Below are 14,214 nucleotides of genomic sequence, written 5' to 3'. Positions count from 1 at the left end.
AGGAGGAACACCCATGCTGTTTATCAAAAAGAAAGAAAGTAACCGGAGGACGTTATGACACTCTGGTTATCCGCAGGTCTGATATTTACCTTCGCCGCCATTGCCCTGATTCTGTACAAATGGTGGGACATCCAGTGTATTGGCGTCACGCCGGTTCGCACCTTCACCTTTATCGCCATACTGTTCACGTCCGGTCTTGATGTGGGCCTGATCATGTTCCCGCTCACCGAGTTTGGTGGTTATGGCGATCTTTCTGCCAGCCCGGAGTATGGTTTTGCGAACCCGCTGGCCATTGAGTTCGGGTTCTGGGCATTTCTGATCTGGGGCTTCTATTTCCTGACCTGTTTTTACTTCGCGATCATCGAGCCGCGGGTGAAGTTCTTTGAAATTCCGCTGGTGAAGATCGTGAACAACGTGGTGATCATCGGCACCTGCGCTTTCACCGCTTATCTGTTGCTGGTGAACCTGCCCTGGTATCTGCCCATGCTGGGTGACGGCGAGTCCGTGGTACCGGCGTTCTACTTTATCGTGTTTGCTGCGATTGGGCTGGCGGTCTACTCCAGCTCCAAGATCAAGTATGTGCGTATCCTGAGTCTGGGCTCGAGCCTGCTATTCATTGCTCTGATTGCGGGCATGTGGTTCCGGGCGTTTGTCATGGGGGCTGGCTCGCCGGCAGATTTCCTCGGCACCGCCGGATTGATCGGCGAATACTTTGCCAACATTCATCAGTTTGTCCTGCCCATCAATGACTACCACGAGTTCTACCTGTTCTGGTGGTTTGCCTGGAGCATCATGATCGGTCAGTTTACGGCCCGCTTCGTTAGCGGTATCCGTACCTGGCAGTTGCTGATTGCCATGCTGGTGGTGCCGTCCATCGCCATTGGTGTGTGGTTTACTGTGCTTTATCACTATCATGCGGAGGGCTTGCAGATTGCGGCGTTTACCAACCTTGCCATGATCTCGGTGGGCGTGTTGATGGTGGTGAACTCGCTGGATTCATTGATCCGGCTCTATACCGACAACCTCAATCTCACTGCCCAGCGCCTCGGGCGGGTGAACTATGTGGTGTTCAATTTCCTGGCGATGGTTGGTCTGACCATGCTGTTCCAGCTGGATTTCTTGCGGATTCAGTGGGTTGGTGCCCTGGTGATTGCGCTGTATTTTGGCTGTTTCGTCTATATCCTGGCGAACAAGCGGGCAGAAGTGGCTGCCATTAAAGTGTCACCGAAAGAGAATATTCTGGACTTTGGAAAGATTGAACTGGCTGGTTAAGACCCCATAAACGGGGTGGCGGAAAAATTCCCTTCAAAAGCCAGAGATAGGTTTTTTCTATCCCTGGCTTGGGAATTATCAATTTTATCCGCATCGCCGATATCCGTATTGTGGGCGCCACAAATTCATTAACCTATGAATCCATCAACAAGGAGTTCTTTAATGGGCATCATTAACAGCGAGATCAAACCGTTCAACGCTACCGCCTTCAAAAACGGCGAGTTCGTTGAGATCAGCGAAGCCGATGTAAAAGGCAAGTGGGCAGTATTTTTCTTCTACCCGGCCGACTTCACTTTCGTTTGCCCGACTGAGCTGGGCGACGTTGCAGACAAGTACGAAGAGCTGCAGAAGCTGGGCGTTGAAGTGTTCTCTGTGTCCACCGACACTCACTTCACCCACAAGGCATGGCACGATGCTTCCGAGACCATCGGCAAGATCCAGTACTACATGGTAGGCGACCAGACCGGCACCATCACCAACAACTTCGGTGTAATGCGTGAAGGCCAGGGCCTGGCAGACCGCGCCACCTTCCTGATCGATCCGGACGGCGTTATCCAGGCTATGGAAATCACTGCCGAAGGTATTGGCCGTGATGCAGACGACCTGATGCGCAAGGTCAAAGCGGCCCAGTACGTTCGCAAGCATCCTGGCGAAGTATGCCCGGCCAAGTGGAAAGAAGGCGAAGAAACTCTGGCTCCGTCTCTGGACCTGGTTGGCAAGATCTAAGCTCTCCTTCCGGATAGCTTATGAACGAAAAACCCCGGATTTTCCGGGGTTTTTTGTGTCTGGATACAAGGTATCGCTCAGAGCGACTCGAGAATGGTCTCGGCGCTGGTGAGGTCCAACCCCTGCGGGTCTACGTGCAGCAGCTCCACCTTGCCATCGTTGACGATCATGGCATAACGCTGGCTGCGAATGCCCATGCCGTTGGCGGTGCGGTCCTGGGTCAGGTCCAGAGCCTTGGCGAATTCTGCCAGGCCATCGGCCAGCATGACGATCTCGTCGGCATTGTGGGCCTTGCCCCAGGCGTCCATCACAAAGGCGTCGTTGACCGAGGTGCACACGATGGTATCCACGCCCTTCGCGCGCAGCTTGTCGGCGTTCACCACAAAGCCAGGCAAATGAGCGGCTGAACAGGTCGGTGTGAACGCACCCGGTACGGCGAAAAGTACCGCTTTCTTACCGGCAAAAAGCTCGCTGGTGCGGATTTTCTCCGGCCCTTTTTCGCCCATTACCTGAAGTTCGATATCTGGCAGGGTATCACCCGGCTGAATTGGCATTGCTCTGGTCTCCACGGTTGTTCTTGTTGAAATAGTCGGCGCCGCGGGCCTTGAGGCGATAGAACTCTTCAATCACGCCGGCCATCGCCTCTTCGGAATACGGTCGCAGACCACTTAATACGAGCCGTTTGGTCACTTCGCCCACCGGTTTGCCGTTAGCGGTAAGGCGGTATTCCAGGAAGACATTGCCGCGCTTGCCGGCCTCTTCCAGTGTCGCATTGTGCAATTCGAGCTCAGGGGACGGAAGATCGAGGTTGTCCAGAGCCAGGCTCATGCTCTCGTACATCACCATGGGGCGATCGGGATTGAACATCACCCCGTTCGACTCCATCAATGGTTTTAGGGTGTGGGGGAAATTCTTCCCCGAGGCCGCCACATAGGCGCGGGTAATGGCCTCGATCAGCTGTTGGTCGTTTGTTGTGGCGCCACTGCGGTCCACTTCAATATAGACCTTGCCGGCATCGTCGCAGACCTCAATCGTATCCTCGGTTTCGACGAATTTGAGAGGTACATTCTCTCCGAGCAGGCTGCGGAACCGGAAGGTCATGTTTTCCGACAGTCCGAAGCGGGCCAGCACGATAGCAAACAGCAGGTCGCCTGGAACACAGAAACGGCGGGCATCCGGATCATGGATGGGATTGAAATCCCCGGCGATTTCCTTGGCGAACTGGCTGGCTTGCAGAGCGGAAATTACGACGTGTCCGTCCTGGACGGAGTGGAAACGGTCTAGAAACATGCGTTGCCTATTCTGGGTACCGGAGAATGATGTTGCGACATTATGACAACATCATACTGCGGCAGGCTTTCGGTGGATATGCGCTATTGGTCAAGTCCCGGGCAGAGGCAAGTCTCAAGGTATAGCAAAGTTCTATCAAACAGTTTGGGTCAATTAATTTGAGCATCGGGTAGCCGGACCGTATCTTTGCACCAACTTCAATTGACCACCGTATTTTTTCAAATACTTAGTTTCGAAATTTAAAGGAGAAGTCGGAATATGTTGGATGCCAATATCAAGGAACAGCTCAAGGCCTACATGGACAAGCTGCAGCAGCCGATCGAGCTGGTTGCGGCCTATGACGACAGCAAGAAGTCCCAGGAACTCCGGGAACTGCTGGAAGAACTGGAACCCATGTCTTCCAAGATCAGCCTGCGCACCGAAGAATCCAATGATGTGCGTCGTCCTTCCTTCGCCATTAACCGTGTAGGCACCGATATTGGCGTTCGCTTTGCCGGCATTCCCATGGGCCACGAATTTACCTCGCTGGTACTGGCCTTGCTTCAGGTGGGCGGCCACCCCTCCAAGGCTTCCCAGAATGTGATTGAGCAGATTCAGTCGCTGGAAGGTCGGTTCGAGTTCGAGACCTACTTCTCCCTGTCCTGCCAGAACTGCCCGGATGTGGTTCAGGCACTGAATCTTATGAGCGTGCTGAACCCGAACATCAAGAACACCTCCATCGACGGAGCCTTGTTCCAGGATGAAGTGGAGCAGCGCGAAGTCATGGCGGTGCCCAGCGTTTACATGAACGGTGAGCCCTGGGGCCAGGGCCGTATGACCCTGGAAGAGATTGTCGCCAAACTGGACACCAGCTCCAGTGAGAAAGACGCCGAGAAGATCAACCAGAAGGACACCTTCGAGGTTCTGGTGATTGGTGGCGGGCCGGCCGGCGCCTCTGCGGCCATCTACGCAGCCCGTAAGGGAATCTCTACCGGCATCGCAGCCGAGCGCTTCGGTGGCCAGGTGGCTGACACCATGGGCATCGAGAACCTGATCTCCGTACCTTATACCGAAGGCCCGAAACTGGTCTCGGCCATGGAGCAGCACGTCAAAGAGTACGACGTCGATATCATGAACATGCAGCGCGCCGAGAAGCTGATTCCAGCCTCGCGCCCGGGCATGCCCCACGAAGTGCGTCTGGAAAATGGTGCCACCCTCAAGGCGCGCAGTCTGGTTCTGTCCACTGGAGCTCGCTGGCGCCAGATGGGCGTACCGGGAGAGGAAGAGTACCGTAACAAGGGCGTGGCCTACTGCCCGCATTGTGACGGTCCGCTGTTCAAGGGCAAGCGTGTTGCCGTAATCGGCGGTGGTAACTCCGGTGTGGAAGCCGCCATCGACCTGGCCGGCATCGTGGGCCACGTGACCCTGATTGAGTTCGGTGCCGAAATGCGCGCTGATGAGGTCCTGCAGAAGAAACTGCGCAGCCTTAAGAACGTGGAAATCATCACCTCCGGACAGACCACGGAGATCACCGGTGAAAACGGCAAGGTAAATGGCCTGAACTACACCGACCGTAAGTCCGGTGAGCAGCACCACATCTCCCTGGAAGGTGTGTTCGTGCAGATTGGCCTGGTGCCCAACACCGAATGGCTCAAGGGTGACATCGAACTGAGCCAGCACGGTGAGATCATCGTCAACGATCGCAATGAAACCTCCATACCGGGTGTCTTTGCGGCGGGCGACGCGACCACCGTGCCCTACAAGCAGATCGTCATCTCCATGGGTGAGGGTTCGAAGGCCGCCCTGAGCGCCTTTGACTTCCTGATCCGCAACTCCGTGGATGAAAGCGAAGACGAAGCGGCGTAAACCAGAAAACAGCCGCCTGATGAGAGAGAAGCACCGGAGCGATCCGGTGCTTTTTTTATGGCTAAACCCACAGGTTTAACAAGGTTTTTCTGGCACAAGTGAAACGTCGTTGTCATACTTCCAGTCCTGTATGAAAAATAGTCACTTTTACCGTCATGGACCGATGCGCGTGGTATGAAACGCTTCCTCCTGTCTATCCTTGCGTTACTGTTTGGTGCAAGCATCCTGAGCGCCCCTGCAGTGGCCGATCCGGCCGTTCGGATTGCGGTTCCGGACATCACCAGTCTGCTGACCGAAAACGGCGACGGGGTTTACCAGAAAATCCTCTATCGGGCCCTGGATGGTCTGGACGTCACAGTGAGTGAAGAGTTCTATCCCTACAAACGGGCGATGCTGGTGTTCGAGCAGCGGGGCGCCGACTGCATCTATTCTTTTACCGAAGTTCTCGAGCGGCGGCTGGGGGAAGACGCCGTTGTCGCGAGTTTTCCCCTCGGCAAGTTCACTTACTATCTGTTTACCCCGCCGGGTGACGAGCCCGTCAGTGCTTTGTCCAAACTGGAGGGCAAAACCGTAGGGGCGGTCATTGGCCATGAGACCTATCTGGATGGGGTTTTGGAGGCTCACAATGTCGATGTGGTCTGGTCCAAGAGTGATGCCCAGAATCTGGCCATGCTTGAGCATCAGCGATTTGGCGCTATGATCGCTGCCGTTCCCGATGTGCGTCCGTTCCTGGACAAGCTCAGCTACGATCCTGCAAGTCCGCTGCTTGAAAGTTATGACCGGCTAACCTGTCACAACACACAAGCCAACCGGCAATTCCTCAGAAGCCTGTCGGCCGAGATGAAGCGCCTGAAAAACGCCGGCGTCTATGAACAACTGGCCGGAAAGCTCTATGTCGAATTTGAAGAGCCGGCCGCCGCGGCTGAACCTTCTTCCCTGAACTGAGACTTCGGTTACGCATCTCCGCTTGTCTGTTACACGGCAGGTCGGTAGCTTAGGCTCCACGAAAGCCAACCCAGGCAGATCCTCCAGAGGGTGATTTGTTTCATGAGGTCTTATCCAGCCCGCTTGTTGATCAGTTTCCTGCTCCTGCTTGCAGCTCCTCTTGCAAACGCCAGTCTCAGACCCAGTGTTGTTTTTCTGTCTCCGGACGACTCCCGTTTCTGGCAACTGGTGGCCGGTTTCATGGAGGCGGTGGCGGAGGATCTCGAGGTAGATCTGGAGGTTCAGTACGACCGGGAGAGTCATCGATTCAGCTATCTTCGCATGGCGAAGGACGTGTTGGGCCGTGACGAAAAGCCGGACTACCTGCTGTTCATGTGCAAGGAGAATGTCACCGAACCCATGCTCAGGCTCGCGGATGGGGCGGGGGTAAAGGCGTTCACTTTCAATACCGATGTGCCTGACGCTGCCCGAGCCAGCATCGGTATGCCGCGAACCGTCTTGCCAGGCTGGCTGGGCCATCTCTCTCCGGACAATATTGCTGCCGGCCGCACACTGGTAACGCTGCTGGGTAAACAGGCCGAACAACTGGCGCTCGCCCCCCGAACCAGCATCCCCATGGTGGCCCTCTCGGGAACGCTGGATTCCTCTGCTGCCAAGGATAGGGATCGGGGGTTACTGGCGGCTGCCGTCCAGCAGCGCAGTGAGCTCCTGCAGCTGGTATACGCCAACTGGAGTCGTGAGCTGGCCAGGGAAAAAACAGAAGTCCTGCTGGAGCGCTATCCGAACACTGCCGCTGTCTGGAGCGCGAGCGATGGCATGGCACTGGGGGCCATTGAAGCTGCCCGGAATGCCGGCCGGGTCCCGGGGCAGGATCTGCTGGTGGGCAGTGTCGACTGGCAACCCGAAGCCCTGGATAAAATCCGGTCCGGGGAGTTACTGGTCAGCCTGGGGCGGCATTTCATGGGTGGTGGGCTTGCCTTGCTCCTCCTGCATGACTACCACAATGGCCGGGACTTCGATGATATGTCACCGGACTATGTGTTCCGCTACAAGCTGGAACCGGCAACCCGTGACAATATCGACCAGGTACAGCGCATTGCGGATCCGGAGAATTGGGGCAGTGTTGATTTCCGACAGTTCAGCCGTGTTGGCGAGTCTGAGACTGCGAAGGCCGTGCCTGACCCTGATGCCGTGCTGGATGCGATCACTGGAGCGCTGACAAGGCAGGAAACGGGCTCGGTAGCGAGCAGGCTCTAGGGCCTCGATATATCCTGCTCGAGACTCCCCTTGGGCATGTCAGGTTCTTCCTCGTCCTCGAAGAGATGGCCGTAGGCCTCACGCACACCGGAGACGATGAATTCGTGGGGCACGTCGTCGAACAGGCCGTGGTCGTTCACATATTCCATGTGCGCGTGACCGTCCTCGGTGTACTCCTGGAACATGGAATCGTGCACCCCGTCGAATTCCAGCGGTTCCACCTTCATCAGCTCGCACAGTTGCCGGTTGAACGCAGGGGTCGCCTTGACCCATTGGCCGTTCAGGAACAGCTCGATGTACCCATGCATCCGGAAGATGTCCGACTGCAGCCATTCGATCAGTTTCGGGCTTGAGAGATGATTGCGCACATCGGCCAGCCCAAGCCGGCTGGGAATGCCAATCGAGCGAGCTGCTGCGCCCAGAAGAACGGCCTTGGGGATGCAGTAGGTTTCGCCGCTTTCCAGGGCATAACTGGCACTGAACGTGTTGGCATCAGTCCGGAACACGTAAGGGTTATAGCTGATGCTGTCACGAACGGCGAGATAGAGCGCCTTGACCTGTTCCACCGGCTCATCGGGCACACCCTCCAGCTGAGACTCAATCCAGGCGGCCAGCCGGGGATGGTCATAGTCAAAAAAGACGGTGGGCTGGAGATAGCGTTCCATAGTCATCAGTCCGGTCTGGGGATCAACCTCTGATCGTGCTCAATTGGCAATCGTCAGGCAATGGCGGAATCCACCAGAACCATTGCCGAAAGTGCTCAGAGCATGGGGTTTGCAGTCTAAAGCTCCCGCATTAATTCGTAGGTGCACATATTAACCGCTGAAGCCAGGTTCAGGGATTCGATTTGGCCCTGGCCTTGAATGCTGTAGGGCGCCGCCTTTAGATGGTCGAGAGCTTCGCGCGGCACACCCCGGGCTTCGTTACCAAACAGATAACAGTCGTGCTGGCGGAAAGCCTGCGATGTCATCGAACCGCCATTGAGATCGAGGCAGGCGAGGCTCTGGTAGCGGTCGGCAAGGCTAGCCAGATTAACGTCGGTCTCAAGAGGCACGTGAAAGATCGCGCCCATGCTGGCACGCACCACCTTCGGGTTGAAGGGGTCGACACTGCCTGGGCTTAGCAGGCACCCGAAACCGCCGAACCAGGCCAGAGTGCGCAGTATGGTTCCCAGGTTGCCGGGGTCCTGAACCTCATGCAGATAAATCGCTTTTTCCCCGGATACCGGTTCAGCCGGTCGTTCCGGCATGGGGACCACCGCCAGAATCCCCTGCGGTGTTCGGGTGTCGGCAAGCTGTGCCATCTGGCGATCGCTGATGACATGGGTTCGGAATGGGCTCTGCCAGTGCTCATAGGCACCGGTGACGTACAGTTCCGAAGCCTTCAGAGCAGGTTGGCTGGCAAAGGCTTTCTGCAGCTCAAGAATCAGGTGTTCACCCTCAACGAGGTAGTGGCCAAACGACTGCCGGTATTTTTTCTGGTGCAGCTTTTTGATGTCGGCCAGATTCACGAGGGGAGTCTCCGGTGAGGTGGGCTTGGTCGGTTCTGAAAAATCACAGAATGCTGGCCGGATTGTACGTGTGGCCAGCCCGGTTGTCAGGGTTTTGCCGCGGCCCGGCGCGGCACGTACAATAAGCGCTTGGCTTTCCCGTTCTGAAGAGACCCCATGGCCCGATCCAAAAGCAGTAACCGCTGGCTCGAAGAGCACGTCAACGACCCCTTCGTGAAGCAGGCGCAGGTGGATGGCTACCGCTCGCGTGCCAGTTACAAGCTACTTGAGATCAACAAGAAGGATCGGCTGATCCACCCCAACATGGTGGTTGTGGATCTGGGCTCCGCCCCCGGTGGCTGGTCCCAGGTGGCGGCCAAACTGGTGGGCCACAAGGGCCGTGTCATCGCCTCCGATATCCTGCCCATGGATGCCATTGCCGGCGTCGATTTTATCCAGGGTGATTTCACCGAGAACGACGTGTTTGAATCGATAATGGCCACCTTGGGCGATGACCCGGTCGACGTGGTGATTTCCGACATGGCGCCGAACATCAGCGGCGTGACCGTTGCCGACCAGGCCTCGTCCATGTACCTGGTGGAACTGGCGCTGGACATGGCAAGTCAGGTGCTGAAGCCCAAGGGCAGTTTCCTGGCCAAGGTGTTTCAGGGCGAGGGGTACGACGAGTACCTGAAATCCGTACGCGCCGTCTTCGACAAGGTGGTGGTGCGAAAGCCGGATTCCTCCCGCTCCCGCTCCCGGGAAGTCTATATCCTCGGCAAGGGCTTCAAGGGCTGATTCAGCCTGCAGCCCGGTCGAATCCCTGCATCACGTTCACCGCATTGACGCCGATGGCGTCGACGTCGTAACCGCCTTCCATGGTAAATACCGTTGGTAGTCCAAGCTGTGCGAGGCGCTGGCCCAGGGTCAGATAATCGCCGGAGGTCAGTTTGAAGAAAGAGATCGGGTCCTCCTCGAAAGTGTCGACACCCAGCGCGACCACCAGGGCATCGGGCTGGAATGCCTGGATGCGCTCGCAGGCCTTCTCCAGCCCCTGACTCCAGACACGGTATGGCGTGTTGGGCGGGTAGACAATGTTCAGGTTGTAGCCCTCGCCTGCGCGCTCGCCAATCTCGTCTTCGAAGCCCAGAAAATGGGGAAACACCAGGTCTGGATCGCCATGCAGGCTGATGGTCAGCACGTCGTTGCGATCATAGAAAATCGCCTGGGTGCCGTTACCGTGGTGAAAGTCCACATCCAGGACCGCGACCTTGCCATAACCCTGGTCGCGGAAGGCCTGGGCCACGATGGCGGCATTGTTGAAGAAACAGTAGCCACCGAACAGGTCGGCGTGAGCGTGGTGCCCCGGCGGGCGGCACAGGGCAAAGGCGGCGCGTTCGCCTTCGGCCACCAGTTTCTGGGCGGTCAGGGCCACGTTGGCGGAGGCCCGGGCTGCTTCCCAGGTGCCGTCCGAAATCGAGGTCTCCGCCGCAAAGCTGTAGTAGCCCAGCCGGCCGTCGATGTCTCTCGGCAGCCGGTGGCGCATGCCGCGTCCGGCCCAGACCGCCGGGATGGCTTCGCCCGGTTTGCCGGCCTCCAGCCAGTCTTGCCAGCAGGTTTCCAGGAAAGCTACATAATCTGCCGTGTGCACCCGTTTCACGGGCTCCAGGCCAAACTCTTCCGGTTCCAGAATCTCGCCCAGCGCCTGATCCTTTACCCTTGCCAGGATGGTTTCGGCACGGGAAGGCTTCTCGTGGGGTTCGATCAGCAGCCCACCGTCCAGTTCGGTTTTGACATGGCGGCGGCTGTGCAGGGGGGAGAATACGGTTTTCATGGTCCTGGTTGGGTCCTTGCTGAATGACGTGAGCACTGTGGCACAGGGAGCTTCATGGCTCAAAGGCCCTGATTGTGGCAGGCTGAACGCTTTTGCGGGCAGAGGGGATTACCGTTATGGCGGCGAGCAATAAACCGGTGAAGGATGATTGAGTCGATCGCTACGATGTCTCTCGCTGAAGTGATGGGCCAGGTGTGTGGTCTGGTGGCCCTGGGATTCTGCATCGCCGGCTTTGCCAACAAGAACGACGACCGGCTGATGGTCCTGCTGATCTCTGCCAACGTTGCCTTCGCCCTGATGTTCGCTTTTTTCGAGAGCTGGACGGCGTCGGCGCTCACCGTTCTGGTGATCGTGCGGATTACCCTGGCCCGCAAATACCAGGGCAACTGGCCCATCATGCTGGCCATGCTGGCGGTGAACCTGGTAGCCGCCTGGGCGACCTGGAAATCGATCACTGACGTGTTCCCCCTCGCCGCCGCCGTTTTCGGCACCGTGGGCATGTTTATGCTCCGGGGTATTCCCTTGCGTATTGTCCTTGGGCTGGCTGCCCTGGCGTGGATGCTCAACAACATCGTGATCGGCTCGGTCGGTGGCACTCTGGCCGAGGGCATGGTGCTGGTCACCAATGTGATCACGATCTTCCGGCTTTACCGGCTGCAAAAAAAGTATTCACAAAAAAAGCCCCGGCCTCGGCCGGGGCAATGATGCTCCAATCAAATCACGGGGTGTTTTTAACGGTCTTCGTAACGCTCGTGTTTGAAGAACACGCCTGAATCGCCGAACTGTGACGCAATCATGTCGGACGTCAGAACCAGTTCGCCAACCTTGCGTGCGCTGTTGCGGCGTTCTTCGGCCAGCCTGCGGTTGCGGGATGGGAAGATCGAGGTACGAATGTAGGCGTCCGTGGCATACACGTCATACAGTTTGGTGCCTTCGGTCAGTGTCATCAGGCTTTGCCGGAAATCGTGGGGCTCGCTGGGAAGGCTGGCCTTCAGGTCCGGGTTGGGTACGAAGTACACCTGGGTGGGTGCCCTTGGATAGTCCACAGCCTGACCATTCTGCTTCACTTCTGAAAAGTCGTTCACCATCAGTCGCGTGGGCTTGGTGGTCACAAGGGAGAAGAGGATGGTGCTGCCAAGGGAGTCGTTCACCTCTGGCGACACGTAGTTCGACAGCTCGTTGGCGAAGAAATTGTGATTATTGCCCTGACCGGACAGGGTATAGAGCGCTGATACGTTGCGTGACGGCTGGCCATCCACAAACAGTTTCAGAGCCATGCCAGGGGCAAAACCGCGTTCCGCAGGATCGCCGGTCACTGACAGTCGAACCAAACCATGGTCTGCGCCTTCAAACAGGCCGGTAAATCCGTGGCCGGAGGTGGCGTTGAACTGCACCCTTCCCATCACGGCCTGCGGGTGGATCGGTTTTTCATAGCCGGCCGGGGCCACGTCAGACTCGACTTTCACCTTGTCCCACAGCACCTTGCTGATCAGACCGCCAATATCCACGTCCTGCTGGGCGGGCAGTTCTCCCTCGTTATACTCGGTACGCACGGCGCCGTTCACCCACAGGTGCATCTGCTTTTGCTCGGCACTCCAGCTTTCATACTCGGCGGGCATGTTCAGGCCCCATGGCTTGAAGGCGTTATCCATGCCAGCCAGGGCGCTGCTCAGAGCCGGGTGGTGGCGCTTCAGAACGTCAACCATGGTGTTGTTCTCGACCCACTCCATGCCTGCCGGTGTGTACACCTCCGGAGTGTAATCGGTGGTGAAGAAGCGATCGGTCATCAGTCGGCGGGAAGCGTTCAGGATGAAGATCTGGAACGAGGTTTCACCAAAGCCGAAGCCGTCCGGACGGGTCTCTTCCGTCAGTGAGCCTACCAGGGTATCGATCAGCTCGATGTCGTTGTTATACAGGCGCTTGAGGTTTGCCAGCAGTTCCGGGTCTGAGGTCAGGTCTTCGAAACTGGTGATGGGTTTGAGGCCGATGGCCCGACGGAATTCGTTGTATCGGGGCACACCGCGCTCACGGTCCCGGAGAACGTCGATGGCGGCCATATCGATGTCACCGATCAGCGGCATCGACAGGTTGCGGAGGAATTCAGGGTAGTTTTCCAGCACCAGTGCGCCAGGGTGGGTGATGCCGAATGAATACCAGAGGCGGTCGGCGCCCACGTTATCCAACACATATTCCGCATCGCCGTTACGAGTGTCCGGAATGGAAATGCGCTCGCTCACGACGTTGGAGCCAACGTCATACACCTCAATGTCATCCCGCATCAACGGGTGCATGCGGTACACCGACACGAATTCTTCGGTCAGGGTGTAGGGTACATCGTAGTTGTTCGGAGCACGTGAGCCCACGAGTCCGCCCAGGGCATGATCGATCACTCCCGGTTCCATGTTGGCGATATCGCTGTCGATGCCCAACAGGCGGAACAGATTGGTGATGCCGGAAACGTTATTGGTCAACTCATCCAGTGCGTCCTGGAAGAATTCACGGTTCTCGCGGTCGCCGCCTATGCCCCACCAGTTGGCGTACATTGCGCGCTTGAGAATGGGGTTGTCGAGAATCGCCGGGGTCCATTCCACGGTATGAATCTTGGCCATCAGGGCGGTATTTACCAGCCGGGCCTTGTCATACAGCCACTGGTCGGTGGCGTTCGGGTATTGCTGCTTCAGGTGGGCCGCAATGGCATTGTGTTCCTGGGTGAACAGGCGGTGCAGCATGCTGAGGCCGACCCACCAGTTCTCACTGAAGCCGGTGACCGGTTTGCCGCTGATGAATTCGGTGGGCAGTGTGTCGTCGGCTTCCACTTTCAGCCTGCCGTCGACAAAGGCGCGTACCTTGTCACTGGTTTCCTTGTCACTGCCATACAGTTGCGAACCGTCCCACCAGTGCGTGTTGGTGTTCTGATAGGTGGCTGGGCGGCCGGCTTCCGCCAGCGCGCGACTCGGATCAGGCTGGGTGCGCTGGACGCTCATGGTGCCAGAACCCAGGGGGTCGCCAGGTGGCAGCGGGAACACAATGTCGTTGCCTTCGGCTCTCGGGCCATGATCGAACCAGTCGTGAACCATGAACTGGATCCAGGCTGCGGCTGCGAAGTTTACGATAGTGGCCGGTTTCATCTCTTCGCCCCGGGCCATCAACACATTGCTGACTTCCCTGGGGTTCGGTACCAACAGAGTGTCGTTCTCGGTTTCCGCGTAGGTCAGCTCGGTATCGACGTTGCGACCGAAACGGCTGAAGGCGGATCCCTCGGCGGGGTTCTCCAGAATGTTACAGGTGCCATCTTCGGTTCGTGCGGTGAGGCTGCGTTCATCGCAGGTAATGCCCGCGTTCAGCCGGTCCCAGTCTTCGACATCGAACATGTTGTTGTTGAGCAGTTCGGTGCGCTCAATACCGAGTGTCAGCAGGCCACCGATAATACCGATGGTGCCGAACTTGGTGAGTGCGGGCCAGGTGACCCATGGAGTGATACTCATGATCCCTCTCCTTGTTTCCTGCTTGAGGTTATTGTGGTTGTTGGAGCAGGGGTGAGAGTCGCGGACCTTGC

At 57.4% G+C, this 14,214-nt stretch carries 13 protein-coding genes; 7 read left to right on the top strand and 6 right to left on the bottom strand.

The window, feature by feature from the left end:
* The first annotated feature begins 54 nt into the window (after window positions 1-54).
* On the top strand, window positions 55-1,272 hold the full coding sequence (locus tag SIC15_RS19770) for a BCCT family transporter (RefSeq protein ID WP_412536760.1): 1,218 nt from the start codon (window positions 55-57) through the stop codon (window positions 1,270-1,272).
* A 162-nt stretch (window positions 1,273-1,434) separates the two neighbouring features.
* Window positions 1,435-1,998, top strand: coding sequence for an alkyl hydroperoxide reductase subunit C (gene ahpC / locus SIC15_RS19765; RefSeq protein ID WP_069182361.1), 564 nt, complete (start codon window positions 1,435-1,437; stop codon window positions 1,996-1,998).
* A gap of 77 nt (window positions 1,999-2,075) precedes the next feature.
* On the opposite strand, the gene SIC15_RS19760 is transcribed toward ahpC, so the two are convergent.
* Window positions 2,076-2,552, bottom strand: a complete 477-nt coding sequence (locus SIC15_RS19760; protein ID WP_136630131.1) for a peroxiredoxin — start codon at window positions 2,550-2,552, stop codon at window positions 2,076-2,078.
* Complete coding sequence (locus tag SIC15_RS19755; protein WP_136630132.1) at window positions 2,533-3,288, bottom strand: DUF3581 domain-containing protein; 756 nt, start codon at window positions 3,286-3,288, stop codon at window positions 2,533-2,535. The genes SIC15_RS19760 and SIC15_RS19755 overlap by 20 nt, the downstream gene beginning before the upstream one ends.
* Window positions 3,289-3,546: 258 nt before the next feature.
* Between SIC15_RS19755 and ahpF the strand changes: the two genes are divergently transcribed.
* From ahpF to SIC15_RS19740, 3 genes are all read left to right on the top strand, one after another.
* Complete coding sequence (gene ahpF, locus SIC15_RS19750; protein ID WP_136630133.1) at window positions 3,547-5,133, top strand: alkyl hydroperoxide reductase subunit F; 1,587 nt, start codon at window positions 3,547-3,549, stop codon at window positions 5,131-5,133.
* Window positions 5,134-5,307: 174 nt separating this feature from the next.
* A complete protein-coding gene (locus SIC15_RS19745) occupies window positions 5,308-6,078 on the top strand; it encodes a hypothetical protein (protein WP_069182357.1) in 771 nt (256 codons plus the stop codon).
* A gap of 102 nt (window positions 6,079-6,180) precedes the next feature.
* Window positions 6,181-7,335, top strand: coding sequence for an ABC transporter substrate-binding protein (locus SIC15_RS19740; RefSeq protein WP_136630134.1), 1,155 nt, complete (start codon window positions 6,181-6,183; stop codon window positions 7,333-7,335).
* Here the strand turns inward: SIC15_RS19740 and SIC15_RS19735 are convergent.
* Window positions 7,332-8,000, bottom strand: coding sequence for a transglutaminase-like domain-containing protein (locus SIC15_RS19735; RefSeq protein ID WP_136630135.1), 669 nt, complete (start codon window positions 7,998-8,000; stop codon window positions 7,332-7,334). The genes SIC15_RS19740 and SIC15_RS19735 overlap by 4 nt on opposite strands.
* Before the next feature lie 116 nt (window positions 8,001-8,116).
* Complete coding sequence (locus SIC15_RS19730) at window positions 8,117-8,845, bottom strand: TrmH family RNA methyltransferase (protein WP_136630136.1); 729 nt, start codon at window positions 8,843-8,845, stop codon at window positions 8,117-8,119.
* Between the two features lie 156 nt (window positions 8,846-9,001).
* On the opposite strand from SIC15_RS19730, the gene rlmE reads away from it, so the two are divergent.
* Window positions 9,002-9,622 carry a 23S rRNA (uridine(2552)-2'-O)-methyltransferase RlmE gene (gene rlmE / locus SIC15_RS19725; protein WP_014578767.1) on the top strand — a complete coding sequence of 207 codons (621 nt, stop codon included), beginning with the start codon at window positions 9,002-9,004 and terminating at the stop codon, window positions 9,620-9,622.
* Window position 9,623: 1 nt separating this feature from the next.
* On the opposite strand, the gene SIC15_RS19720 is transcribed toward rlmE, so the two are convergent.
* On the bottom strand, window positions 9,624-10,658 hold the full coding sequence (locus SIC15_RS19720; protein ID WP_136630137.1) for a histone deacetylase family protein: 1,035 nt from the start codon (window positions 10,656-10,658) through the stop codon (window positions 9,624-9,626).
* Between the two features lie 144 nt (window positions 10,659-10,802).
* Between SIC15_RS19720 and SIC15_RS19715 the strand changes: the two genes are divergently transcribed.
* The gene (locus tag SIC15_RS19715; protein WP_412536759.1) at window positions 10,803-11,363 is read left to right on the top strand and encodes a YgjV family protein; all 561 of its coding nucleotides are present in this window, start codon (window positions 10,803-10,805) and stop codon (window positions 11,361-11,363) included.
* 26 nt (window positions 11,364-11,389) lie between these two features.
* Here the strand turns inward: SIC15_RS19715 and SIC15_RS19710 are convergent, their stop codons facing one another.
* A complete protein-coding gene (locus SIC15_RS19710) occupies window positions 11,390-14,143 on the bottom strand; it encodes a peroxidase family protein (protein WP_136630292.1) in 2,754 nt (917 codons plus the stop codon).
* Window positions 14,144-14,214 lie beyond the last annotated feature (71 nt).

Source organism: Marinobacter sp. MIT932201 (genome assembly GCF_047123295.1).
Classification (GTDB): Bacteria; Pseudomonadota; Gammaproteobacteria; order Pseudomonadales; family Oleiphilaceae; genus Marinobacter; species Marinobacter salsuginis.
This window is presented reverse-complemented; position numbering and strand designations above follow the sequence as displayed.

Bases quoted from the DNA above. Each gene is read 5' to 3' on its own strand.
- SIC15_RS19770 (WP_412536760.1), top strand. From the start codon at position 55: ATGACACTCTGGTTATCCGCAGGTCTGATATTTACCTTCGCCGCCATT.
- ahpC (WP_069182361.1), top strand. From the start codon at position 1,435: ATGGGCATCATTAACAGCGAGATCAAACCGTTCAACGCTACCGCCTTC.
- SIC15_RS19760 (WP_136630131.1), bottom strand. From the start codon at position 2,552: ATGCCAATTCAGCCGGGTGATACCCTGCCAGATATCGAACTTCAGGTA.
- SIC15_RS19755 (WP_136630132.1), bottom strand. From the start codon at position 3,288: ATGTTTCTAGACCGTTTCCACTCCGTCCAGGACGGACACGTCGTAATT.
- ahpF (WP_136630133.1), top strand. From the start codon at position 3,547: ATGTTGGATGCCAATATCAAGGAACAGCTCAAGGCCTACATGGACAAG.
- SIC15_RS19745 (WP_069182357.1), top strand. From the start codon at position 5,308: ATGAAACGCTTCCTCCTGTCTATCCTTGCGTTACTGTTTGGTGCAAGC.
- SIC15_RS19740 (WP_136630134.1), top strand. From the start codon at position 6,181: ATGAGGTCTTATCCAGCCCGCTTGTTGATCAGTTTCCTGCTCCTGCTT.
- SIC15_RS19735 (WP_136630135.1), bottom strand. From the start codon at position 8,000: ATGGAACGCTATCTCCAGCCCACCGTCTTTTTTGACTATGACCATCCC.
- rlmE (WP_014578767.1), top strand. From the start codon at position 9,002: ATGGCCCGATCCAAAAGCAGTAACCGCTGGCTCGAAGAGCACGTCAAC.
- SIC15_RS19720 (WP_136630137.1), bottom strand. From the start codon at position 10,658: ATGAAAACCGTATTCTCCCCCCTGCACAGCCGCCGCCATGTCAAAACC.
- SIC15_RS19715 (WP_412536759.1), top strand. From the start codon at position 10,803: ATGATTGAGTCGATCGCTACGATGTCTCTCGCTGAAGTGATGGGCCAG.
- SIC15_RS19710 (WP_136630292.1), bottom strand. From the start codon at position 14,143: ATGAGTATCACTCCATGGGTCACCTGGCCCGCACTCACCAAGTTCGGC.